Source organism: Dietzia sp. 111N12-1 (assembly GCF_001658045.1).
GTDB classification, from domain to species: domain Bacteria; phylum Actinomycetota; class Actinomycetes; order Mycobacteriales; family Mycobacteriaceae; genus Dietzia; species Dietzia kunjamensis.
Window position 1 is genome coordinate 1 of the sequence record NZ_LSSV01000015.1, and the last position, 319, is coordinate 319.

Annotated in this window: 1 protein-coding gene; it reads right to left on the reverse strand. The window is 63.3% G+C overall.

From position 1 onward, the window contains the following. Positions 1-43: 43 nt before the first annotated feature. The coding region (locus AYO52_RS02500; protein WP_156523499.1) for an integrase core domain-containing protein at positions 44-319 on the reverse strand (276 nt) is incomplete at its 5' end.

The window sequence follows — 319 nt, forward strand, 5'->3', positions numbered from 1 at the left end:
TGACCTGCCGCGTTGATTTCGGACAGCGGAGTTGATGGTTTCTCTACGCTGCCGTTGCCGGCTGGAGGCCAGCGTAGTGCACCTCGTTCGGGCGCTTGTAGCCGAGCGCTGAATGGCGTCGTCGGGTGTTGTAGAACCCCTCGATGTAGCTGATGACGTCGCGCCTGGCCTGCCGCTTCGTGGCGTAGACGGTGCGGTGGACGCGTTCGTTCTTGAGCGCGGAGAAGAACGACTCTGCCATCGCGTTGTCCCAGCACACGCCCGTTCTGCCCATCGAGGAACGCATCCCCAGGTCCGTGACCAGCTTGCGGTAGTCGCC